19 protein-coding genes are annotated in these 22,976 nt (G+C 46.4%); 8 read left to right on the forward strand and 11 right to left on the reverse strand.

Annotation, left to right across the window (positions count from 1 at the left end; all coding sequences use genetic code 11):
* Positions 1-97 precede the first annotated feature (97 nt).
* The 3 genes from PAHA3_RS16420 to hcp all read right to left on the reverse strand — a co-directional run bounded on the left by PAHA3_RS16420 (position 98) and on the right by hcp (position 4,325).
* Entirely contained in the window at positions 98-1,507 is a 1,410-nt protein-coding gene (locus PAHA3_RS16420) for a PTS transporter subunit EIIC (protein WP_062835654.1), read from the reverse strand.
* A 216-nt stretch (positions 1,508-1,723) separates the two neighbouring features.
* Entirely contained in the window at positions 1,724-2,845 is a 1,122-nt protein-coding gene (locus PAHA3_RS16425) for a tocopherol cyclase family protein (protein WP_062835655.1), read from the reverse strand.
* 187 nt (positions 2,846-3,032) lie between these two features.
* Complete coding sequence (gene hcp, locus PAHA3_RS16430) at positions 3,033-4,325, reverse strand: hydroxylamine reductase (RefSeq protein WP_062835656.1); 1,293 nt, start codon at positions 4,323-4,325, stop codon at positions 3,033-3,035.
* A gap of 223 nt (positions 4,326-4,548) precedes the next feature.
* Here hcp and PAHA3_RS16435 point away from each other — a divergent pair, with 223 nt between their 5' ends.
* Both PAHA3_RS16435 and PAHA3_RS16440 read left to right on the forward strand, forming a co-directional pair.
* On the forward strand, positions 4,549-4,920 hold the full coding sequence (locus PAHA3_RS16435; RefSeq protein WP_062835657.1) for a hypothetical protein: 372 nt from the start codon (positions 4,549-4,551) through the stop codon (positions 4,918-4,920).
* A 214-nt stretch (positions 4,921-5,134) separates the two neighbouring features.
* Positions 5,135-7,786, forward strand: coding sequence for a cation-translocating P-type ATPase (locus tag PAHA3_RS16440; protein ID WP_062835658.1), 2,652 nt, complete (start codon positions 5,135-5,137; stop codon positions 7,784-7,786).
* A gap of 63 nt (positions 7,787-7,849) precedes the next feature.
* On the opposite strand, the gene PAHA3_RS16445 is transcribed toward PAHA3_RS16440, so the two are convergent.
* Positions 7,850-8,233 carry a VOC family protein gene (locus tag PAHA3_RS16445; protein WP_062835659.1) on the reverse strand — a complete coding sequence of 128 codons (384 nt, stop codon included), beginning with the start codon at positions 8,231-8,233 and terminating at the stop codon, positions 7,850-7,852.
* Positions 8,234-8,501: 268 nt separating this feature from the next.
* On the opposite strand from PAHA3_RS16445, the gene PAHA3_RS16450 reads away from it, so the two are divergent.
* Entirely contained in the window at positions 8,502-9,842 is a 1,341-nt protein-coding gene (locus PAHA3_RS16450; protein WP_062835660.1) for an MFS transporter, read from the forward strand.
* Positions 9,843-9,984: 142 nt separating this feature from the next.
* Here the strand turns inward: PAHA3_RS16450 and PAHA3_RS16455 are convergent, their stop codons facing one another.
* The gene (locus PAHA3_RS16455; RefSeq protein WP_062835661.1) at positions 9,985-10,641 is read right to left on the reverse strand and encodes a DUF2625 family protein; all 657 of its coding nucleotides are present in this window, start codon (positions 10,639-10,641) and stop codon (positions 9,985-9,987) included.
* Between the two features lie 123 nt (positions 10,642-10,764).
* On the opposite strand from PAHA3_RS16455, the gene PAHA3_RS16460 reads away from it, so the two are divergent.
* Complete coding sequence (locus PAHA3_RS16460) at positions 10,765-12,231, forward strand: DUF1565 domain-containing protein (RefSeq protein WP_235599453.1); 1,467 nt, start codon at positions 10,765-10,767, stop codon at positions 12,229-12,231.
* Between the two features lie 184 nt (positions 12,232-12,415).
* Here PAHA3_RS16460 and PAHA3_RS16465 read toward each other — a convergent pair whose 3' ends face one another.
* Together PAHA3_RS16465 and PAHA3_RS16470 are read right to left on the reverse strand one after the other, a co-directional pair.
* Positions 12,416-13,399 (reverse strand): sensor domain-containing diguanylate cyclase, encoded by a 984-nt coding sequence (locus tag PAHA3_RS16465; protein WP_062835663.1) that lies wholly within the window; start codon positions 13,397-13,399, stop codon positions 12,416-12,418.
* A 24-nt stretch (positions 13,400-13,423) separates the two neighbouring features.
* Complete coding sequence (locus PAHA3_RS16470) at positions 13,424-14,230, reverse strand: alpha/beta fold hydrolase (RefSeq protein WP_062835664.1); 807 nt, start codon at positions 14,228-14,230, stop codon at positions 13,424-13,426.
* A 220-nt stretch (positions 14,231-14,450) separates the two neighbouring features.
* On the opposite strand from PAHA3_RS16470, the gene PAHA3_RS16475 reads away from it, so the two are divergent.
* A complete protein-coding gene (locus PAHA3_RS16475; RefSeq protein ID WP_062835665.1) occupies positions 14,451-15,665 on the forward strand; it encodes an MFS transporter in 1,215 nt (404 codons plus the stop codon).
* Positions 15,658-16,221: a TetR/AcrR family transcriptional regulator gene (locus tag PAHA3_RS16480; protein ID WP_062835666.1), complete on the forward strand. Its 564-nt coding sequence runs from the start codon at positions 15,658-15,660 to the stop codon at positions 16,219-16,221. The genes PAHA3_RS16475 and PAHA3_RS16480 overlap by 8 nt, the downstream gene beginning before the upstream one ends.
* Positions 16,222-16,309: 88 nt before the next feature.
* Here PAHA3_RS16480 and PAHA3_RS16485 read toward each other — a convergent pair whose 3' ends face one another.
* Positions 16,310-17,944 (reverse strand): nucleoside hydrolase-like domain-containing protein, encoded by a 1,635-nt coding sequence (locus PAHA3_RS16485; protein ID WP_062835667.1) that lies wholly within the window; start codon positions 17,942-17,944, stop codon positions 16,310-16,312.
* A 328-nt stretch (positions 17,945-18,272) separates the two neighbouring features.
* Between PAHA3_RS16485 and PAHA3_RS16490 the strand changes: the two genes are divergently transcribed.
* Together PAHA3_RS16490 and PAHA3_RS16495 are read left to right on the forward strand one after the other, a co-directional pair.
* Positions 18,273-18,923, forward strand: coding sequence for a hypothetical protein (locus tag PAHA3_RS16490; protein WP_062835668.1), 651 nt, complete (start codon positions 18,273-18,275; stop codon positions 18,921-18,923).
* Between the two features lie 34 nt (positions 18,924-18,957).
* Positions 18,958-19,521: a DUF1697 domain-containing protein gene (locus PAHA3_RS16495; RefSeq protein ID WP_062835669.1), complete on the forward strand. Its 564-nt coding sequence runs from the start codon at positions 18,958-18,960 to the stop codon at positions 19,519-19,521.
* Between the two features lie 70 nt (positions 19,522-19,591).
* On the opposite strand, the gene PAHA3_RS16500 is transcribed toward PAHA3_RS16495, so the two are convergent.
* The 3 genes from PAHA3_RS16500 to PAHA3_RS16510 form a co-directional block, all read right to left on the reverse strand.
* Positions 19,592-20,785 (reverse strand): MFS transporter, encoded by a 1,194-nt coding sequence (locus PAHA3_RS16500; RefSeq protein ID WP_062835670.1) that lies wholly within the window; start codon positions 20,783-20,785, stop codon positions 19,592-19,594.
* Positions 20,786-20,896: 111 nt separating this feature from the next.
* Positions 20,897-21,856, reverse strand: coding sequence for a helix-turn-helix transcriptional regulator (locus PAHA3_RS16505; RefSeq protein WP_062835671.1), 960 nt, complete (start codon positions 21,854-21,856; stop codon positions 20,897-20,899).
* A 124-nt stretch (positions 21,857-21,980) separates the two neighbouring features.
* Positions 21,981-22,874 carry a LysR family transcriptional regulator gene (locus PAHA3_RS16510; protein ID WP_062835672.1) on the reverse strand — a complete coding sequence of 298 codons (894 nt, stop codon included), beginning with the start codon at positions 22,872-22,874 and terminating at the stop codon, positions 21,981-21,983.
* Positions 22,875-22,976: the final 102 nt, after the last annotated feature.

Genomic DNA, 22,976 nt, shown 5'->3' on the forward strand with positions numbered 1-22,976 from the left:
TTACTCAGATACAAAAACAACAAAAAGCCTGTACCATCAGGCACAGGCTCTTTCTTATAAATTTTAATAAGTACTTTGCAATAGTACGTTTTACGTATTACTCCATGCTAGCTTTCGGTGATGTCTGTCCCAATGTCTGACCTTTTCCTGCCATCCAATACGTCAGTCCACCTGAGACCACAAAAGCAATAACCACACCAATGCAGGTGTGTAACAGATTCAAGCTACTCTCTTCGATGAAGAGCGGCAGGCTGATCAAGCTCGGATTGCCAACGATAGCAAATGCCTTCACAGATAACAACCCGAAATACAGTCCACCCGCGGCTCCACCAAGCAATGCCGCGTAGAAAGAAGATCTCTTTCTCATGTTGACCGCGTACAATGCAGGCTCTACGACTCCCAACAGTGCTGTTCCAGTAGCCCAGAAAGCCAGTCTTCTGGATGCTGGCTCTTTCGAGCGCAGTCCGATTGCAAGCGAGGCCCCTGCTTGTCCAACAATCGCCACCATCATAGCAGCAATCACCATGGAACCACCATCCATAACCATTTCATTAATGATGATGGCAAGTACCCAATAGTGTAATCCCATAACTAACATCAGCGAGAAGACCGCTCCCAATAACATTACCGTCACCACTGGAGCGTTAGCTAACAGTGAATCCAATGCCTCTGGCAGATATTCATCGACCCAGGTGCCGACTGGACCGAGGATCATTAAGACCAATGGGACAAGAATCAATAACGTCAGGAATGGTGCAACCATCCCTTTGGAGAATTTTGGACTTATTCGTTGAACGGCTTTTTCCAGATAGGAGGCTGCACAGATCGTTAGAATGACCCAGATGGCAGTAGTGTAAAAAGCCGGCTGGGACACAAGTGGCAAGCCCAGGAAATGGACGTCTTGTTCACCTGACATCATCATGGTCATCTCCGGATGGAACATCAATCCACCAATAGATGCAGCAACATAGATATTGCTCTTCAACCGATACGCTGTGCTGATTGCTACCAATACAGGCAGTAGATAAATCACACTATCTCCAATAATCCTGAATATCGTAAAGGTCTGGCTGTCCATCAGTGCAGAAGAATCCGCTGAACCGTACGTATCCATTAACGTAAATATAGCAAGTAAAATCTTAATAACGGCGGCTCCGAGAAACGCAGGCATCAAGGGCCTGAATACATCGGATACAAAATGTAAGATCGAGAATCTGTTCTTCTTCGTGTGTGCCGCTTCCTGCAACGCTTTCCCTGTTGAATCCCAAGCGTCCATACCCAGTAACGTATTGTAGATCAGGGAAGATTCATCTCTTATTACCAGATGACACTGCTCACCTGTTACCCGAATATCTGCCACAAACTCTGTTGAGACAAGAACCGACATGTTCAATTGGGTACTGTCCTTCAGTAGCAACGTCGTTGTACCCTTATTGTGATCTACAAGTTTGATGTTCTCCTTGCCACCTGCGAGCTTCAACCAATCTTTAATCTGTGTGTCATGCATTATGTACAATCTCCTTATGTTACGGTAAACCCGTGTTTTGTGATGTGATACATTCTAATAGCCTCTATCTATATAGACATTTCCACCAAAAAACTTCAATAGGATAATAAAACTAATTTTCCTTTCATTTCATGTTCATTTATACAAGGTACATTGACCTACTAAGGTTGAAAAAGCAAAAAAGCCTACTCGTATGTAGGCTCTTTCCATCTTTATTTATAAGTCATACTCGCCGTATTCACAACCGACATTCGCAGTCATCAGATGATCGATAAGTATCACGCTACCCTGCTGCTTTTTATACAATTTGATCTCTCCCCGCCCGGTTCCACCATTCCACAGCCGATTGTGAAGTTTCTTCCCGTTCGGAGCTTCGTAATTCACCAGCAACATCTCGTTCTTCGGACATGAAATTTCAATCTCAATGGCGTATCCGCTATTTTGCGAGGACACGTTCCAGACAATCTCATCATCGGTTTCATGGCAGTCGAACTTCGTGCGGGTAAACGTCCAGAATTTGGAGAAATTGAATTCATAGCTCTGACCCTCATAATAAAAATCAATCAACAGCTTGCGATCCAATGGAACGCCAAACACTTTGGGTTTACCTCCTCCTACATCAAAAACGGAGTTTTCCAGCCGTCTGCCACTGATCTTGCTGATCAGATTACAGCTGCTGAGCCAGACCCAAGGGCTTGTAAAATCCCCACCCCAGTTTTTATCCGCATATCCATATGAAGTTTTAGGGGAAATAGTATAGATCACACCATCCAGTATGACGGTTCCCTCATATTCCGTCTTCATTCCTTCGGCGTGCCAGAACATCTCAAAGGCATTCATCGCTCGAAACATACTCGCGGCACCATATCCAACATGGAATGCAACCTGTTTGTCGATCTTAAGATCCCAGCTCATCTGCCCACTATCGCTCATATACTCCGGGTGCTTCTCACATTCTTCCTTCGATAGGGCTACCGAGCCCTTCATGCTTGTTTCGGATAACGTACAATCTCCTACAACCAAATCAAGCTGCTCCGAACGCATCTTCATATGATCGATACCATAGAAGCGGTGGATTTGTTTCGCATTTTCGCCCCAATGTCCTGCCTTGATCATGACATACGAAGGCTTGTTCGTTGTGCCCGGCAGCTGTCCAAATACGGGGTGTTCTCCACCCAACGCAGGGTTAATAATAAAATACTCAATAAAAAATGATTTTTCTTCCCCTGTCTGTTCATTCTTGCCTGTAAAAGAGTGCCACCACCAATCATAACCTCTGGATGCCAGTGGTCCCTTCTCCAACATGTATCGATTTCTGCGCTTGTCCTGTTTATTCATCTGGAATGACCTGCCTTACGGAGGGATAAATTTCGTTTTACACTGTAATGATTATGTATGCTACTGTTGATCCCATCCTAACTGAAGACCTCATCATATGCAATAATACGCTCCATGTTGTATCCTCATAGCAAAGAAGTCGTGCTACGCACGACTCCCCTATATACTTTACTGTATCCTTTTCCCCTTATGACAGTGCCAACATCGCGTTCATATCTTCTTCTGCTGTTGTAATTAACTTCAGACCAAACATATCCACGAGCACATCCAAGACACCTTCCGATATGAACTCAGGTGGTTTCGGTCCAATCCGAATGTCCTGAATGCCTAGGCTGAACAAGCCGAGCAGGATCGCAACTGCTTTTTGTTCAAACCAAGACAGGACGATGCTGACAGGCAACTCGTTCACGGTACAGCCAAAAGCATCCGCCAAAGCCATAGCAATTTTCACCGTAGAACCGGAATTATTGCATTGACCTAAGTCGATATAACGCGGTATACCCGTGTCTCCAACCGTACCATAGTCCACATCATTGAAGCGGAACTTGCCACAGGATGTTGTCAGAATAACCGTGTCATTTGGCAACGATGTAGCGAGTTCACGATAGTAGTTGCCGCCTTTACCTGGCGCGTCACAACCTGCAATAACGAAGAATCGACGGATATGACCATCTTTCACCGCCTGAATAATCTCAGGCGCAAGTCCAATCACGGTCTCATGATGATATCCTGTCGTTAAGACTTGCTCAGACTGTACATTAGCCGCAGGCAGTGACAATGCACGTTCAATCAGAGGTGAGAAGTCATCCTCTGTAATTTTGGCAACGCCCTCCAGACCCGCCACTTCGTATGAGAAAAAGCGGTCTGCATAGGTGCCTTTGATCGGCATAACACAGTTCGTCGTTGCGAGAATAGCACCCGGGAATTGTTCGAACAGTCTACGCTGATCGTACCATGCTTTACCGATATTGCCCTTGAGATGGGCATATTTCTTCAGCGCAGGATAACCATGCGCAGGCAACATTTCCGAGTGAGTATAGATGTTAATTCCTTTTCCTTCCGTTTGACGCAGTAACTCCTCCAATGCATACAGATTATGCCCTGTCACCACGATGCACTGTCCTTCGATCTGGTTCTGGCTAACCGTAATCGGTTGCGGTACACCAAAACGGTCCGTATGCGCACGATCCAGCACGTCCATAATGCGGATTGCTGCATTACCAACCTTCATTGCCATCTCCAGATGTTCTTGTACATTAAAATTCGAGTTCGTCAATGTCATATATAATGCCTCATGTGTAATCCGATCCACCTCAGGATCAGAATATCCCAACTGGCGTGCGTGTGTCGCATAAGCAGCGATGCCTTTTAACGCAAAGATCATCGTATCCTGCAAACTTGCGATCGTTTCATTTTTACCGCATACCCCAACGACGGTACACCCGCCACTCGGCGTCTGTTCGCATTGATAACAAAACATATGGATTCCCCTCCAAACATAGATTTAACACGCTTCGTTATAAAATAGCCTAACAGACCCCGATAGGAGCGAGTGTGATGGTGCACACAGTTTCTGATCCAACATCTATATATCGTTCTCTGAGACTATCATCCAATCCATACCCTTCCTCCCAACATATGCTATCCAATAGACCAATCTTTCTTATCAGCCAGGTTGTCTAAATGCAGAGGGGGAATGTTCTTTGAATAAACCTGTTTCGATCTCGCGGACGTATCCACGTCTGGCCGTGTATAGTCAAGAGAATTTCAGAGGATTACGAAGAGTATACCGTGGTAACTTGGGTATTGCCGATGTTGACGCTGTCCTAACCGGGATTGAGAGTCTGCGATTCTTCTCAACCAATCCGAACGCCACGCTTGTGCTGTTTGATCGGTCACGCTTTCGTGATAATTTCTATATATTGCGGGGAAATCGCAGCATTCGCGAACTGGATGATATCCTCAGAAGAGGTGACGTGGAGTCATTAATCGCTACAAATCAGCGGTTAACAGCAGCTCAGGTTCGCCGAATCCAGCGTACGGGAAACCTGCCTCCAGGCTATCGTCTGATCTAAACTTTCCCGATTGTTATAACCAGTTCTAAGTTCCATTCCAGTGATGTCTGTTATGTCTGTGCATCACTGGAAATAATAACATTGGAAAAGAAGCATATCTCGGCTCATTCTGAAAAATACTGTGTACATAAAAAATATGGAAATGAAACGATTCTAGATTTTACCCGTAAGGGTAATACACAGAGAGAAATCTAATATTCAAGGAGCTGGTCAATTGCAACATTACAGACACAGTGCAGAGGAAACCCTTCAGGATGTGCAAAGTTCCTCCAAGGGACTCACGACCTCCGAAGCTGCGAAGAGACTTGAAACCGAAGGATATAACGAGTTAAAAGGCAAAGATGCAACGCCTGTCTGGAAACTGTTCCTCGAAAATTTCAAAGATCCGATGGTCATCGTGCTGCTGATTGCAGCCGCGGTACAGGTTGTACTTGGACATCTGATTGAATCGTTGATCATATTCCTGGTTATATTGCTCAACGCGGTAATCAGTGTTGTGCAGACCAAAAAAGCCGAGAGCTCGCTCGACGCGCTGAAACAAATGTCTGCTCCCGAAGCCAAGGTCATTCGTGACGGCCAGAAAAAGACCATTCCAGCGAGGGAACTCGTTCCCGGTGATATTGTTATGCTGGACGCAGGCGATTATGTCCCGGCTGACGGGCGTATACTGGAATCAGGCAGTCTGAAAATTAACGAAGGTATGCTGACCGGAGAATCGGAAGCTGCGGAAAAACACGCGGATGCCATCCCGGATGAAGCTCCAATTGGAGATCGGCGCAATATGGCCTTCAGTGGCTCACTGGTTGTATATGGACGTGGCATGCTCGTCATTACGGGTACGGCACTCAAAACCGAAATCGGCAAAATTGCCGAACTGATTGAAAATGCCGAAGCCAAGAACACGCCACTACAACGCAAGTTGGAATCATTCAGCAAAAAACTGGGCTTTTTCATCCTTGGCTTATCGATTCTCATCTTTGCCATTGAAGCGGGTCGTGTGTGGTTGACCGAAGGTACGGAGAATATCGGACCATCCATCGTGAATGCACTGATGTTTGCCGTAGCTGTTGCAGTAGCTGCCATTCCTGAGGCCTTATCCTCCATTGTGACTATTGTATTGTCACTCGGAACGAACAAGATGGCCAAACAGCATGCGATCATTCGCAGACTGCCAGCCGTGGAAGCTCTCGGTTCTGCCAGCATTATCTGTACGGACAAAACAGGAACGCTAACTCAGAATAAAATGACTGTCGTGGATTATTACATTCCCCATGGCACCAAGGACGAATTCCCGGATGATCCCGATCAGTGGTCGGAAGAGGAACGCCGTTTGTTACATATTGCAGTGCTCTGCAATGATTCGAATATTAACCAGGAAGGCAAGGAACTGGGTGACCCCACCGAAGTGGCCCTCATTGCCTTCAGCAACCGGGTGAACAAGGATTACAATGAAATCCGTGACCAGTTCCCGCGTGAAGCTGAGCTTCCTTTTGACTCGGATCGAAAGCTCATGAGTACGGTGCATACCTTCGAGGGACAGACGGCTTTGCTGACCAAAGGTGGACCGGATGTGCTGTTCAGCCGTTGTAGCCACGTGTTTATCAACGGTGAGGTTCAGCCCCTCACACCCGAGATTCGCACACAATTTGAAGAAAAAAATGAGGCCTTCTCCAAACGTGCCTTCCGTGTGCTGGCCTATGCGTACAAAAAATTCGATGACAAAAACCAGGTCACCATTGATGACGAGCATGATCTGACACTGGTTGGCCTGACAGCAATGATTGACCCACCGCGTGAAGCGGTATACGGCTCTATTGAAGAGTCCAAAAAAGCGGGTATTCGCACCATCATGATCACCGGAGATCACAAAACGACGGCTCAGGCCATCGGTGTGGATATCGGCCTTGCCGAACCGGATGATCTCGCCATTACCGGAGCCGAACTGGACAAAATGTCCGATGAGGAATTGGATCAACAACTTGAACATATCTCGGTATACGCCAGAGTATCACCTGAGAACAAGATCCGCATCGTGCGTGCATGGCAGCGCAAAGGCAAAGTTGCAGCCATGACCGGAGATGGCGTTAATGACGCACCAGCGCTGAAACAAGCCGATATCGGCGTAGCGATGGGTAGCGGAACAGATGTCGCCAAGGATGCGGCTGCCATGATTCTGACGGATGACAACTTTGTCTCCATCGTGAATGCGGTCAGTGTTGGGCGGATGGTATTTGATAATATCAAAAAAGCCATCGCATATCTGTTCGCCGGTAACCTCGGCGCCATTATCGCCATTTTGTTTGCCTTGATCGTCGGCTGGGTTAACCCATTTACGGCCCTTCAGCTGCTATTCATCAATCTGGTGAACGACTCCCTGCCTGCCATTGCCTTAGGTACCGAAAAGCCCGAGCCAGATGTCATGCGACGCAAACCGCGTGATATTAACGAAGGCATCTTCGCAGGTGGAACCCTGCAGGCTGTGATTACCCGTGGTGTCCTGATTGGTGCGGCTGTTATCGTGTCCCAATATATCGGACTAGGCATATCGGAGGAAATCAGTGTGGCTATGGCCTTCACAACCCTTATTCTGGCACGCAGTCTGCAAACATTTGCAGCACGTTCCAACACACAGACCATCTTCCAGGTGGGCTTCACGACTAACAAACTCGTGCTCGGTTCCATCCTGGTGTGTCTCTGTCTCTATGCAATCACACTGATTCCAGGTGTGCGCGGCGTCTTCGCCATCCCGGATACATTTGGCTGGAATGAGTTCCTGATTGCAGGCGGACTCGCTCTTGCTGCCGTCATTCTGATGGATGTCATCAAGTGGATTCGCAATCGAGGGAAACAAGTGACTGCGGCATAAGTTCTGCAGATACACCATGCACAAACAGGCGCCCGTGATCGGAGCGCCTGTTTCTTTGTATAATTATCCCTGTTTGATGCCAAAAGCAATCCATCGTCCATCAACATCCTCGATTACAAACTCCTTGTTATTATAGTCTGTATGATTGAGGTCACGTACGATTTTCACATCGGCGTTGATCAATTGTTGCTGAAGCTCTTCCTGGTTCTTCGTAATAAAATATGCATCATATCCATAGCCATATAATTCTCTGTTGGGAATGACCTTCTGTCCATTGCTTTGGGTTAAAATAATCTCGGTAAGATCACGATACAGGCAAATATGAGGTTCCGCGGTATCAAGATATTCGACCACCCGAAAGCCCATCTTCTCTTCATAAAACTGTGCGGTTCTCTTCATATCCAGCGTCGGAAATACGCTGTGGGACATTAATAATGCATGAGTCATCGGTATAACCCCCTTCATTTTCAGTATGCTATTATGTGTTGCTGTTTCTAATGCTGTTATGTATGTTCAATGATCATTTTAGTTAAATACAGGAAATTCGTCTATTGTTTATTACTAATATCTTTCTATGCTCATCACTTCCGAACGAATCAGTATGACATTATTGCCATATGAAGAAATGGAGTGTAAAATGATATATTGCTTTTCATCACATTTTCATCAAGGCTCAATCCGAATTCATATTCATACCCAAGACAGGAATGGTACCGTGAAAGATAAAATTGTCATGCCACTCTGGACATGTTGCCTGTTCATCGTTGTGATGAACACCACCATGTTCAATGTTTCTTTGCCAGTCATTATTCAAGATCTACAGATTACCTCGGACCTGGGGTCATGGGTCATCTCAAGTTATTCGATTGGTTACGCCTTGTCGACGGTGATCTACAGCCGATTGTCAGACCGTATCCCGGTACGCAAACTGTTAACGGTCGGGCTTCTGATCCTGGGGTTATCTTCGTTGCTCGGATTGTTCGCGCATAGCTTCGCGATCCTGTTACTGACACGTATTCTGCAATCTGCGGGTGCAGGGGTCATGGCGGGTCTGGGCCTCGTCATTGCGAGTCGTTACATCCCAGTGGAACGGCGCGGAGCTGCTATTGCACTCATCTCGTCAGGCAGCGCCATGGCTTTTGGACTTGGCCCCATTGTCGGCGGACTCATTAGCGAGTACTGGGGCTGGAACGGACTTTTTGCCATAACGGTGCTTGTCCTGCTCGCCCTGCCCGTATTGCTCTATTTCCTCCCACGGGAAACGGTCAAAACAGATCAGCCGTTCGATGTTATTGGCGCCATATTAACCGTCATTAACGCCACTACACTTCTTGTCGCAATCACCCAGCAATCCTGGTTCTGGTTTGCCATCGGCGTTATCTCGCTTATTGCACACCTCTTGTATATTCAAAAAGCGAATCTTCCGTTTGTGAATCCACAAGTGTTCCGAACGCCAGGATACACCCGGTTAATCCTGATCGGATTCTGTGTGCTGGTTGTGAATCTGGGCAATCTGTTTTTGATGCCACTTGTGCTCGCTGATCTATATGGGCGCTCTTCGCTCGCCATTGGTTTGCTGATTGCTCCTGGAGCTATTGTTGCAGCATTTTGCACCCGTTTCGTCGGACGCTGGATCGACCGTTATGGCAATATGCGATTTATGATCATCGGACACATTCTGCTGGCAGCTGTCCTTGCCTTATTCATGCTCGGACTCGATCAGTCTGCCCTGATCATTACCAGTGGTTATCTCTTTTTCTCACCGGCACTCTCAGCCTCCATGGCATCATTGAATAATGAAGCGTCACGCGTGCTGCCCAAAGCCCAAATCGGTTCCGGTATGGGTATGTTACAACTGATTCAATTCTTCGGTGGTTCAGTCTCTGTAGCCTTGTGCGGGCTGCTGCTACACAGCATTCCGGGGGTATCGGTAGAGGAAGCTTATCATGTGGTGTATGCATGTCTGTTGTTCGTCTGCGTTGTTTCACTCGGATTGACCGTATGGCACAGCAGAGCTTCACGCTCAGGCATTAAACCTGTTACATTGGACAGTTGATCATTAATTTCACAAAAAGGCCGCGCCAACAAGCGCGAGCCTTTTGTAGTTTGGAACATAATTTCTGTTTTTTTCTCAAAAGTAGATCACTCAATGAACTTACCGGTTACTTTCCTTATCTCATCCAAAAGCAACATCCCAACTATTTCCCGTCCAGGGCGGACTTCCAGGCCTCCATGATGCTAATAGGTGCTTTGCTGCTGATCTCGCCGCCACCTTCTTGCGTCCAAAGTGGTGGATAATACGCAAACACTTGTCCTGTTTGGAGCTGAGACATATCCTCTTGCCAGCCTTTCCAGCGAAAGGTCTGGTAGAACTGCTCCAGATCGCCATTCGCCAGCCAGTTGATGAAACCTGAGTATGTCAGTTCTGTTGATTCCCATTCGAGTGTATCCGGTGCAAAATAATAGACCTGTCCCGTGCGTCCATACTTGCCTGTATCCAGTCCGAAGAAACCGCCTGCCGCATCATATGCGACGACCATCATGCCTTCCAGTACGTCTACCCAAGGTTGCTCACTCACACCATTCCAACTTGTGAGACTCCCAGATGTACTGTCACCACCCGCACCCAGCAGCGTGATCCAGCCCTGGTCCACTACAATGCCTTCTGTCTCATAAGCAACAGCCCCCAGATAGGATTTGGTGCTTATTTGCAGACGATAGAGCGTATCTCCTCCAGCCTCCTGCTTTGCTGGAACATACTCATATGTATTTTCACCGCTATCCAAGAGTTCCTTGAGTTCTTCCCAAGCGTGGTTCTCCCGATCTACTAATTCAGCTATCGTTAATGTATTCATGAGCAGTCTCCTCGCTGATTTTATAAGAGCATATCATGGGTTATTAACCCGTTCAAATCTGCTATAATCTAGCTTCAAAGCTAAATACAAGGGGGAAACGATTTGACTCGCTTAGTTTTACTTATGATTCCAATTCTGATGCTGTTCGTATCCGGTTGTCAGGATCATAGCCAGTCCATGAAGGCACCAGTTTCTGTTCAAAAGTCTGATCCTCAGGTCATCCATTACATATCCCCTCAAGGAAACGACTCGAATAAAGGAACCATTCAATCTCCATGGAAAACATTGCAGCACGCTGCCGACCATGCTTCACCAGGAAGCACGATCTATTTGCGGGAAGGTGTGTATCATCAGAAAGTCAAAATCACCAGGAGCGGTCATTCCTCCGGTAATCCGACCCTATTTTCCAGTTATCCTCAGGAGAAGGTTATCCTTGATGGTAAAGATCTGTCCGTTCGGGGGATTGAAGGGTTAATTGAAATTGAAAATGCCAGTTATATTACGATTCAGAATCTCGAAATTCGTAACTTCACAACCACACTAGGGGGCCAAGTCCCAAGCGGGATCTATGTCCACGGAGCAGGTGAGCACATTCAGCTATTAGGCAACACCATACACGCCATCGCTAGTTACGCATCTCCTGAAAGTCCCGATTTGCGGGGCAGGGATGCCCACGGCATTGCCATTTATGGCACAGAGCACCCTCAAGCATTACGCGATATCATCATCAAGGATAATGAATTGTATGATCTGACACTTGGTTCAAGCGAATCACTTGCAGTCAACGGCAATGTTGATACGTTTGCCATACAGAACAATATCATCCATGATACCGACAACATTGGTATTGATCTGATCGGGTACGAAGGTACGTCTGAGGACGACACGTACGATCAGGCTCGGAACGGCGTTGTACGAGGCAACGAAGTATACGATATTACATCCAATAACAACCCGTCCTACGGTACAGACCTGCCCAATGATACCAACTCGGCGGGCGGCATCTATGTAGATGGCGGGAAAGATCATATCATTGACCAAAACCGGGTGTATCGGAGCGATATCGGAATTGAGATTGCCTCGGAGCATGCTGGACGTTCGACAAGCAACATTACCGTGCGGGATAACCTGATTTATTCCAACCGACTGACTGGCATTGCCATGGGTGGATATGACGAAGAACGGGGAGCTACCGAGGATAGCAAGATTATGTACAATACGCTGGTCGGGAATGATACGCTGAATGCAGGCAATGGACAGTTATTCATGCAATCACGGACGAAGAACAATACGTTCATGCATAACATTCTCGTATCGGGCAGCTCGGAAGTACTGATATACAATGAATATACTAGCAATACCGACAATGTGTTTGACCATAATGTCTATTACTCACCAGGAGAGCAGGAAGATGCCCTGTGGGTTTGGAAAAATAAAGCCTACTCCGGCATCGCCGCCTACATTAAGGGATCTGGCAACGATGCACACTCTCTATATGTGAACCCGGCATTTACGGATGAGTCCAACGAAGATTTCCGTCTCCAGGCGAATTCTCCGGCGAAGGCGTATGGTTACCTTGCCCCACGGTAAAATAACCCTGAGGAACCCATGTTTGATTAGAGGTGTCTCAAGACTCGCTGAAGTGCACTTTCGGAATTTTCAGACACGCCCTGGTTCATTCTGTTTCACACAAATAAAAGGAGCCTGTGCTATGTGGGATCATCTCCCTCATCATGCACAGGCTCCTTCTCGTTTTTTTGATCTAATCCAACTCTTAACTTCTTACCATCTGGGCTGCATGTGTTACCCGGTTACGTCCTCCGGTTTTGGAGGCATACAGGGCGTTGTCCGCTTTTTGGAACAAGGAATTTTCCGTATCTTCCTCGACCACAGTGGCCGCACCGATACTCACGGTAATGTTATATTCGCCCCAATCGGCTGAAGCAACCTGTGAACGATATCGTTCTGCAATACCGATCGCCTGCTCCTCTTCACAATCTGCAAGAATGATAACAAATTCCTCTCCGCCGTAACGCGCCACCACATCCGTACTACGAGAGACCGACTGCAGAAGTCCCGCCAGATTGCCGAGCACCAGATCTCCGATCGGATGTCCGTACGTATCATTAATGCTTTTGAAATGATCAATATCCACAACCAGAAGAGAGAAATAACGTTGTTTCTCCTGGAACAACAGCAAGCTTTCAACCATTTTTTCCTGGAAAAATCTGCGGTTTTTCAGTCCTGTCAGCAAGTCTGTGGAGGCCAGCGTTTCCAACTGATCATTCACTTTGATAAGGGCCTGCTCTTTGATCTTATATTCCTCGTGTAATCGTTCAAGCTCCTTGTTCGCTTCTTGGGTCGCCTGATACAGCTCCTGTAGCTTCGTTTTGGTATGCAAAATATCCTTCTCATGTTCGATTCGCTTACGCATGACTACAACAACACAATCGACCACGCTTTCCCCGTTACGGGTCTGTCGAACACCGTTAAGCAGCACGGGAACAGGCTGCTGATCACGAGTACGAAACGTGAAGTACATCTCGTCCACATGTCCATATAACTGGATGTAGGGATAGAAATACGTATGGAAAAACACCTTATTGCTCACCGACATGGTGGACTCAATGTGTTGCCCCACAAGCTCATCGCGCTCATATCCAAGCATCGTAAGCAAAGTTTGATTAATCGATTGTACGATGCCCGAATCCGAGATAGAGAAATATCCACAGGGAGCCAGATCTAATTGTATATCCATGGAATAACGCCTTTCTACCGAGTTTTATGCGCTCGTCAAATAATCCTTAATCATACGGATCGTTTCTTCCGGTTGACTTAGATGCGGATAATGTCCCTTGGCCGTCATCTGTTGCAACCTGCTGTTCTTGAGATGAGCGTGCAAGTAATCCCCTACTTCAACCGGAGCAATGCTGTCTTCGGAACACTGAAGAATCAACGTTGGCACTGTTGCCTGGTCCAGATCAATACGGCAGTCAGATAAAAACGTCACTTCAGCAAATTGTCTCGCAATATGCGGATCTCTGGAGCAGAAGCTTTTCTCCAACTCTTCCGTCAGATCTTTCCTTTCCGGATAGTTCATCACAATGGGTGCCAGATAACTCGCCCACCCAATAAAATTCATCTGCATCATCTCAAGCAATTCATCGATATCATTCCGATCAAAACCTCCATAATAATTCGGAAGATCATTCACGTAACGTGGGGACGGCCCCAACATGACGATTTGTTTGAAATATTTGGGGTTCTGAATCGATGCCAGCATGCCAATCATGCTGCTGACGGAATGCCCGACAAATATGGTGTCCTGTAGTTCAAGTACTTCCATAATTTCCAGCACATCTTGGGCGTATCCTTGGAGGTTGCTATATTTGCCAGCATCATAATAGTTAATTTGAGATTCACCAGATCCAACATAATCAAACAAAATTACACGGTAGTTCTCCGTAAAACTTGGAACAATGTAACGCCACATATCCTGATCGCATCCAAAACCATGTGCAAATACAATCGTTTGGCTACCTGAGCCAAGCACTTTAACATTATTTCTTACAAGCACATCTATCGTCATTTCATATCACCTCTCTGAGGTAGTACTCACTTGAGTCAATCTATCTGATTATTATATCGGAAAATGTTGGGATATGGATTAAAAATGTTTAATCACTTCTTTCATCCACAAAAAAATTCGTTAATCAACGCTCTGAATACGCGCTTTACATTCTGACGATCGTCAGGTAAAATCAATTCAACATGTCGCGCGACAGAGATCAATATTACGGAGGAAAATCATGAGTACTTCAACACACAGCCATTCACCTCAGCATCTATGGGGAAGATCATTCCTATTTATCATGTTAGCCAACGCATTATTGTTTATGGCCTTTGAAATGCTGCTTCCCACCCTGCCCCTATTCGTCTCAAGTTTGGGTGGAGAAGCTTCCCAGATTGGGCTTGTTACCGGCATATTTATGTTTTCTGCCATCTTGATTCGTCCCTTCACATCTGTATTAGCAGCTCGAATAGATAAAAAATATCTGTTGATTATCGGTATAACCATCTGTGCAGTAATGACTGGCGCATACTACCTGTCGTCAGGTATTTGGATGATTCTCGTGTTCCGGGTAATCCATGGATTTGGATTTGGTTTAGCGACGACATTTTTTGCAACGATGGCTACGGAAAATATACCCAGAGATCGCCGAGGAGAAGGCATGGGTTATTTCGGGGTAGGGGAAACCGTCGCCATATCCATCGGTCCACTGATCGGAACAAGCCTGCTGTTTAAGTACGACTATCAGAGTTTGTTTATGGGAGGTATGTGCATTTTGCTGTTGGCTCTCCTGATGGCCGTGTTTGTTTCCAGAAAGCCTAGACCGTTATCTGGTAGCGTAAGCTCTGAACTTCCTGCTGCGACCGTCAAGTTGATCGAAAAGAAAGTACTGTTCCCTTCGTTGCTCATTATGCTGGTTGGCATTGCAGCCGGGTCGATCATGTCCTTTGTGGCTTTATTTGCTGCCGAGAGAGGATTCAACAATGTCGCCTGGTTTTTCTTTATCGTCGCTATCGCCAGCTTCGCCGTCCGACTCTTTTCCGGAAAAATGTTTGATCGATTGGGACCAGGCTCCGTGTTATTACCTTCTGCGGTGTTTGCAATTGCAGGACTACTGGTTCTGACGATCGCCCAGAATGAGCTGCAATTCCTGATCGCTGGTGCGTTATACGGCTTTGGTTTTGGTGCCATATTCCCGGCTATTCAGACCTGGTGTGTGAATCTTGTAGAAGAACATGAGCATGAAAATGCGATGGCTTCCTTCTTTAATTTTTTTGACCTCGGGATTGGTGGTGGCTCGTTGATCTTGGGTGTGGTAGCTTCTGCATTTTCCTATACGGTGGTGTATGCTATCTCTATAGGCATTTTTGTGGTATATATCTTGTTATATTTGGTATACTCCCAAAAACAGCAGAGGTATACAGCTCGCCAACTGGAGGTAGACATTGAGTAAAAAACGAATCAAAGAAATTGCCATTCAACATTTTAATCGTCTGGGTTACGAGGGGACCAAGATGGCGCAGATTGCCGAAGAGGCAGGCATTCGCAAGCAATCTCTGGCTTATCATTATTCATCCAAAAAAGCGTTATTGCTGGAGTTATATGAGGAAGTTGTTCAGGAGGAACAACAGTTTGTACGCCAATTCTTCAGCGAGTCTGCTACCCAAACTCTGGATCAGCAGCTATATGCCTTTTTGCATGAACACAAAAATCGCTTTCTGACTCACCCGAACGTTGCTTTTATGTATATCCTGTCCTTTATCACACCGCTGGAAGTGCATGATTTTGTGCTGGCCCAGTATCGAACGTACCTCGGGACACTGAAGGAAGAGCTGGCAGCCGTATTTACCAGAAATTCCGATATACGCCTGAGTCCGGAAGAAGCCACCGTAGCCTTTGTCACCGTGATGGATGGATTGGATGTACAGCTCGTGTATGAGACACGGCAATCCTATGAACAAGCTTTGGCGATCACCTGGAATGTCTTCTGGTCAGGCATCCAGCGCTAACGAATCATTGATTACAATGAGACTATACAAATAGGAGGGGCGCCCCATCAGTCATGTTGATGACTTTTGGGACAGCCCCTCTATTTCTTTATTTCACGGTTATGATCACACGTTGATAATGCTTCAACTGATGCTCTCCATCATCTTGTACTTCGGCAACGATATGAATGGTATCACCTGATTTGGCATCGTCAGGAACGGTGAATGTCACCGCTTCGGTGTCACTGCCCTGCAATTTTATCGTATCCACCTGCTCATCCTTGGCAAGTTCACGATGTAATCCAAGTTGCAGATCACCCGCCATTTCAGGCTGAACTTTGTTAGGTGTTACTTTGGAATCCTCATAAGTGTCCGCTTCGAAATATCTCCACCACGTATACGTCAGTTGATCTCCATCCGGGTCAGTGCCCTCCGCGTGAAGAGTAACTTCCTCCCCAGGACTAACACTCAGATCCAGCCCTTCCTTAATCGTTAATGACGGATTATGGTTGGCACCTTCGTAAGTGTCTGCAACTGCCCAGTCTGCACGTGCTGCAAAATCATCCTGCACATCGTCAAACCATCTCATCAGAGAGTATTCGGCTTCATAGCGTTTGGTGTAGGGATCGTAATCAAGCACATTGTTTCTAAACAGCTTGTCGTTCACGACGCCAAAGCGTCCACCCCAACCGCCGTAGGAAGGGTCTTCCATACTGCGCAGCCCATTATCGATCAGATAGAAGAAGGATGGAGAATCTCCCTCAGATATAAAATCGTACTTGTCATATTGCGGATTGTTCTTGAGATATTCAGCACTTCCGCGCTGTTCTTCGGCCAGTTCGCCTTCGATCATCTTGCCGTCACCCATCGACGCATACATATCCATCAGCTTGCCATGTCCGTCCAGAATGTTCTTGACCATCCAGTCGCCATGAAGCTTACTGTTCACTTCTTCGGCATGCATCTTCCATGCATAGGCAAAATGCCAGAAGTTCGATTGGTCATTGAGAATGCGGATATCCGGCCAATTCTTCGCAATGTATTCGTTGTAGCTATCATCCTGATCGAGAATGATGTAGAGGACCAGTTTGTCGCTGACTTTTTTGCGAATCGTATCCCACTCCGCCGTGTCTTTATACTGTTCCTCAATCGATTTCAGCGCTCGGGCTGTGGTATTGGTACCACCCCATGTCTGAACAATCAGATCTCGGGAATCATCGTCGAGGAAAAGAGTTTCGAGGAATTCGGAACCTTCGGTTTCCTTCTCCATCTCCCCTTTATCGGAAATATTACCGATCTTGGTCATCGCTCGAAGCTGTTCCGGCTCCGGATAGCCCTCCGCATGTTTGGACAAGTTCGGATAGATCTCGCCATAGGCATCGATCATGTCGTACACCCACTGTGTGCCTGTCCAGCGGAATGGTTTGATCCCCGCTTCCTCGTCTCCAGCATAATGATACACGGAGCTGGTCAGGACAATGCCGGCGAGATCCATCTCATTCGAATACAGGAGGAAACGAATGACCGAGTTCATATCATCCACTTCACCGTCGGTTGTAATCACCGTTCTGCCTTTGGCAGCTTGGTTGTTTGCAGGTTCCTGGGTTTCATTTTCCGTCTGCTCTGTTGCCTGATTCGGTGTGTCACTCGCGGTTTGCGGTGCTTTGGATGCGCATCCACTAATCACCAGAATGATACTGAGACAACCTGCGGCAAAACCGTTTAACCATTTTCTCTTGTTCATAATGCACCCCTTTCTTGTGTACAGCGTGATGTTAGTGTCGGGATAAGTACGTCCTCTGTTTTTCTATCCTTAATATGGACCGTAGAATGCAAAAAAACCCGAACAACAATATGAATGGCACAAAGTCCACGCATAGTGTGTTCAGGTTTTGCCTGCCCGAAGCAGTAACAATCCTTATTTGAATGAAATTATATCATGTTCACAAATGAATGTAAACGTATTCAAACGTTTTTTTCGAATTTATCTTTGATATAGTATAATGCATATAGCCAAGAATCAACTGGATCGGCGTAGAACTAAACCAATTTTCCAGGAGGAATTAGACACCATGCAGCAACTGGATGCGGCCTTGAGCCGTTTTGTGGAACAGCAGGATTTATATAATGAAGCTTATGGACTTTTCCAAAATCATGATCTGCGTCCTCGCGAACAACTTCACCAACCGGAAGTGGACACACGAATACCTCTTTCTCCAGAGCTTCAGTATCTGTACAGTCATTATGAAATGATGGATGCGGATGCGGAAGGTACACTCAAAATGAAAAATGCCGCCGTCGAGATCGGTGATGCAGCGCTGATCTCCTTTGTTGCACCTGAACATCTGCATCGTCAGCAACGAGGTTACCGCTGGATTGGCATGAATGAACCCTATGAAGAATCCTCCACTTGGCCAAAAAATCACGTCGTCATCGCAAATGTGAACGATGATCCGATCATTGTAGATGTGGAAGGACCCAACTCTCCCGTATATGCCGCTTTTACAGGCGGAGAACCCAATCGTGTCGCTGATTCGCTGTCTGATTTTTTCAGTGCACTCGCTATCCTGATCGAAGCGGCACGGAGCTATGCCGGGGAAGTGAAAGATGAAGAAACCTATGAAACCAAGCCCGAGTATCTGGAGCATGTGGAACCTTTATTGCAAGATCTGTTGGGAGAAGAGTATACCGCTCATCTTTTCGAGTATCTTTCCTTTTGTTAAAACAGTAAATTGAAGGAATTGGAGGGTCGCCCATATGATCTATGTGGCTTTGCTACGAGGTATTAATGTAGGCGGGAACAATAAAATTAATATGAAGCAGCTGAAAGAAACGTTTGAACAAGCAGGCATGCTGGATGTCGTGACCTATATCAATTCTGGCAATATTATTTTTGCCGATCATCAGGAACGTGCCGATGGGAATGCGGAGATATCGCTTTTGTTAGAACAGGCCATCGCCGCCGATTTTGGCTTACAGATCAGGGTGATGGTGCGGAATATGGATGAAATCCATAGCGTTATTCAGGCGCTGCCAGAAGAATGGGCTAATGATGACACCGCCAAAAGTGATGTGATGTTCCTCTGGGATGAGATCAATGAGCCCTCCGTGCTGGACAAGCTGCCCATCAAACCGGAAATAGGCACGCTGATCTATGTACCCGGAGCCATTTTATATTCGGTCAGCAGAGAAGATGCGTCGAAAAGTGGCATGAACAAGCTTGTGGGGTCCAAAGTCTATGCCTATATGACGGTTAGAAATGTGAATACCACACGTAAGATCTATGCACTAATGCAGGCAGCCGCTGCTGCTACGCGTTAAACAGGTCGCCGTATCCGGCTTCGCAGCAGCTTGTCTCTATGGTGCATTGTAGCTTAAATCACGCAGCTAACTAATGAGATCCGGCTACCGATTGGGGCTGGTTCTTTCTCATTCCCAGCATCATGATTGCCATGAAAACAACCAGAACAGCCACGAGCGTAAATGGAATATGTTTGTCCACCTGATAGAGTGTCGTTGTAAGTATTGGAGTAATGACGGCGGATATCCCCTGAATCGCTGCTACCAATCCCGCTGCTCCTCCCTGCTGTTCTTTGCTAACCGCGAGCGAAGCACCTGCCATGAACCCCGGCATCATCAGACCCGAACCCATACCGAACAGGAAGAATGAGAAATAGTACATGGGCAACTGGGTGAATACAAGAAACAGGATCATGCTTGCGATCAGGAAAAGGGACCCGAGCAAAATCATCGGACGCGGCTGCCATTTCAACCACTTCATCTGAATGACTTGCATGATCAACATGGCTGCTCCAGAGAACATGAGTCCAAACGAAACCATTCGGGCCGTCGCCGCTGGAGATAGAGCCAGTTGATCCTGAAAATAAAATCCCCCGACAACCTGCAATGTCATGATGCCAATCATCGTAACCAAGCCGGCCGCAAGGTACATTCGTAGACCGCTTTGGAATGGGTTGACTTTTGGCGTCTTTGCCTGAATGACCGGTTTGGCTGCTGGAATTAACAACAAAGCGATAATAAACGCAGCAATCGCTATAAAAATGCCAAAATAAAGCGGCCACAGCAGACCGATGATCGTAAATGCTCCTGCAATGGCGGGTCCAAATACAAGGCCGAGTCCATTGGCAGCGCTGATAATCGCCATCCCGCTTCCCCGCTCCTCCCCTTCTGTCACATCACCCATATAGGCTTGAGCAGAAGAGAGTACGGCCGGAATAAACATGCCGATCAGACTGCGCGTCACAATCAGAAGGGTAAGCAACACACCTCCTCCAATCCATGCATTCAATCCCCCATACAATGCCAGGGCGAATAACGCACAGCTAACAGACATCCCTATGAACCCAATCAAAATGATGGGTTTTCTACCCTTCAGATCACTGAATCTGCCCCATACCGGAGCCATAACCGCCATCATAATGGACCCAAGCGAAATAATAAGACCGGAATGACTTTCTTTCATGTCCAACTCGCGAATAAGCGGCGGCATAATAGGTGCAATCAGCATCAGACCCAACATGGCTGCAAATACGCTAAAAAAAACACTTCCTCTGATTCGGTTCATGCTTATACACTCCTCTATATTTCAGTACAGTATCCACTGTACCTGGAGTATACAAGGCCGAGAGAATGCTTACTGCCTCTATACGGAACAATTCACTGCAAGGCGGATTTATTAATAAATCTTTTTCATCTCAGAAGGCTTCACGCCGAATTTACGATAAAATTGCTGCGAAAAGGCACTGACATTGCTGTAACCGACCGCAATGGCGGCCTCGGTGACGTTGTTATCTTGATTGCGCAGCAACTTCATGGCGCTGTCGAGACGAACCTGACGCAAATATTCGAAGACCGTACTTCCGAAAAGTGCCTTGAATCCTTTTTTTAATTTAAAATCGTTAAGCCCCACTTGTCTGGACAATGCTAGCAAAGATGGTGGATCTACCATGCAAGCCTCCATAATCTCCCGTGCCGTATGTAACTTCCGGATGTCCTCTCTAGAGAATCCCGCAGGAATCGGCGCCAGATCAAACAGTTGGATCATGAATCGATTCAAGATCTCCAAGGCTGTCGCTTCCATCATTAAGGATGATCGATAACTGTTTTTTAATTCCACGATCAAACTGTCGATCATCATTCGTATCCGGCTATCCAGTTGAAAGACAATCGGCTTGAACACCTTTCGCCCCAACACCTGATTAAACGCAATCGACTTGAAACTGCCCAGTTGGGCCGCTGCATAATTGAACAGAGAAACCGGAATCCCCAGAGAAAAAGAAGTATACGGCTCCCCGGCTGGAGGATGAAACCAGGCTTCAAAATCATGCATGAAAATGAGGGCCCCCTGCCCAATGGATAACGAATAATCCATGCCGGAAATATCAACATGCCGTTGACCCGACAAGGCAAATTGCAGCTCCACAATAGGCGTCTCGGAAGCAAAATACGTTGGATACGGCTGATGATATTCAACCTGGGAATATAAAATCTCAATGCCACTGTATGTCGTTACTCTTTTAATATTGCCACTGCCCGCCTTGGGAGAGAGCAGATACGTATATTCATCCTGTTGACTATAAGGTTCCTGGGTCAGGTAATGCTGATATACTACGCCTAATGCATCATCCGTGCGCATCGGTATTCACCTCGCCTATAACTTGATCAGACTCGTCAGTTAAGAAAGCCTGAATTAATTGATAATGATTCTCAATTAATTCTAGCGTATTTTCTCCCGTTCGACCAGACCCAAAACAAGATCGTTACCCTTTAGACTGAAACCGATCCAGAAAACGTTGAATAATAAGGTTCGAGGACTTGCTCTCCCGCATGACCCAGCCAATTGAAATAACACGTTGTATGCCCTCAATCTCAAGGGTGGTAAAGTCATAATGCAATACACTTCTGTCATGTGTGAAGGAGTATTCATGCCCAATCGTTACAGCATTTAATTGAGCAAGCGCGGCATTGACCACTTCAGAATTGTTGGTTCGAAATAGTACATCCACCTCGCCTACCCTTTGTGAAAGTTCCCCTATGAAATCATCCACCAGCTCGTCATTAAATAACACAAGCGTCTCATTCTTCAACTCGTGCAAGGAGATTGACTTTTGATCTGCCAACCGGTTCGTAAGATTCACGCACGCGCGCATGACGCCTTCATCAATCGGTACAAAGTGTAGTCCTGCCAGGTGCTGCTCCATATCATCTTGGTAAAGGGCAATCAGGCCGAGATCCACCTGTTTGTTACGGACATCTTTGATAATATTGCGTGCAGCACTCTCGGAAAGTTCAAATTTCAGATCAGGGTACCGCTTCTTCATACTCGCGATCGTAGGTATAATACCGGGTACACCACCGGGTATGGCTGACAATCGCAGTTCTCCACGGATGGACTCTCCAATATATTGGGCATCCTCTTTGATCGTTTGTACCATGTCCACGATGGATTTCATTTTATCCAAAATCGGCTTGGCCTGCTCCAGCACAACCGCACCATTACGGGAACGACTGAACAAGGGCATGCCAAGCTCATTCTCCAGACGTGTTATGGCCTGACTGATGGTAGATTGCGTTACTGACAGGGCCGAAGCAGCCAGCGTAATTGATTTTGTTTTTTCCACTTCAAGTACATATTGCATTTGTTCCAAATTCATAGACAACCTCTATCCTTCTATCATTAATTTTATTTAAGTTAACTACATTTTTGTTAAATATACATGAATCATAAAATTAAGTATACTTTGAACTGAAGGTAA

It is taken from the genome of Paenibacillus amylolyticus, assembly GCF_001570725.1.
GTDB classification, from domain to species: Bacteria; Bacillota; Bacilli; order Paenibacillales; family Paenibacillaceae; genus Paenibacillus; species Paenibacillus amylolyticus_A.